We start from the raw sequence: 1,835 nt of genomic DNA on the forward strand, positions 1-1,835 counted from the left end.
TACCAAGTTTTCCTGCAGAGATGATGTTCGGGATATTCCCTGGAATCAGCATTCCGCCTGCAATTAACAATCCCATAAGGATGCTCTTTATCTGAATTTCGCTAAGAGCAGGTCCTATTTCTGCAGCTGCAAGGGTAGCATTGTCAAGAATAGCCGAAACCATGTTTACCCAGTAAAGAATACCTGAAGGAATTTTAATGAAGTACTCAAGGATAAGAGGCTTGAAACCGTCTCCCAGAAATGTCAGAGCCATGATAAAAACATAAACTTTGACAGCCCTCATTACAACGTCCTTCACGGTCTCGTTATACTCGGATGCTTTCATGCCCTGGTCTTTTGGATCAGCTTTTCCAAGGAAAAACATTCCAATAACACCATACACAAGGATGCCTGGAAGGATATATTTACCAAGCATGTTAAACAAAAACATGAAATCAGCGTTGTAAGGCTCGCCAGCTAACTTTGAAATCGCGATTGTTGAAAGAGGTTCTCCGAGAGGGGTCAGTGCAGCGCCAAGACCAATTGAGAAACATGCAACGATTGTAAGGTCTATCTTGGATTTTCGAGAGAGAGGCATTGCATTAACCACTTCAACGAGAATAATTGACGCAAGAATAGCCGACATTACACTGGAAAATAGACCGAGAACAACAATGAGAAGAAAACCCAGGACCTTTACAGAAAGCATATCAGTCAATTTTCTGATTGCTTTGTGAATCGGCTCATGCCATTTATAGATAATCAAGCCGACAACCAGCACTATCTGGAATATACCTATTGGAATACCAAATATATCTCCAACGTGCAGCGGTGCAGTAAATGCTTCTTCGATGATTTCCATGCGCCAGCCGGTCTCGTTACCCGGGATTTCGACAAAACCTGAAAGGGTCATTGCTGCGATTCCGCAAACAAGCAGAAATGGTTCCAGATTTTCCTCAATAACATGTATTTTGAAAGGGCCGAGCAATACGGCCAGGAATATTACAAGAAACCCAGCTAAAATTCCTGGTTCAAGAGCCATTACTTTTTTCCTCCTTAAACTATAATTCTAAAGAATAAACACCTGTAAAATTCATCTACTATTGAACGCTTTGAGTCCTGAATTTTTTGCCTTATAAAAGCCTGAGTTATTATATATTCTTCCATAATATATTTTCCCTTGAAATGGAATTCAGCTTCCTCGTTCTCATAAAAAATTAACCTTTTTCTACTCAATAACTTGTTGAAGATTAATTATTATAGGTCTATAGAAAGTGTTTTTTTAGCTCAATTGATATATTTGTGATGGATTCTCCCAAATGATTAGCATGAATATAACCTAAAATATTATCCACAGAAAAAAATAAAAATATAATTCCATAGAAAAGAAAAACAAATGAATAAATAAAGGATAGTTGGATTTCAACAAATTAGTTTCTCTCAATTTTAAATTAGGGTGAGAGTTCTGAGAAGAAAATAGAAAAAGAGGATCTCTTCAAGTTTATTACTTTTACAAGTTGAGAAGGATAAATTAAAACTTTAGTCCATTACTCATTATCTAAAAGCGAGATTAAAATAGGTTCCAAATCCAGGATTTTTGTGTTATGTTCTTCACTGGATTTGAAACTGGATCTTTTTAAGTTAGATGGGTATATTTCGAGCTTAGATCTTAGCCACAAAAATAATTACGAAATAGACAGTCATTGCGACAAGCCCCATTGGTACTCCAAGCCTCGCCCATTCCTTGCTGGTGATACCTAATTTGCCTGCAGAGATAATGTTCGGGATGTTTCCTGGGATAAGCATTCCACCTGCAATTAATAATCCCATAAGGATGCTCTTTATCTGGATTTCAC

The 1,835-nt window shown here is 37.4% G+C and carries 2 protein-coding genes; both read right to left on the reverse strand.

The window, feature by feature from the left end:
• Window positions 1-1,021: DUF1646 family protein (locus PLL47_RS14855; protein WP_324447358.1), on the reverse strand; the 1,021-nt coding region annotated here is incomplete at its 3' end.
• A gap of 620 nt (window positions 1,022-1,641) precedes the next feature.
• Window positions 1,642-1,835 (reverse strand): DUF1646 family protein (locus PLL47_RS14860; protein WP_324447360.1); only part of this gene is annotated, 194 nt, incomplete at its 5' end.

The sequence above is a fragment of the Methanosarcina sp. genome (assembly GCF_035390745.1).
In the GTDB taxonomy this organism is placed as follows: Archaea; Halobacteriota; Methanosarcinia; order Methanosarcinales; family Methanosarcinaceae; genus Methanosarcina.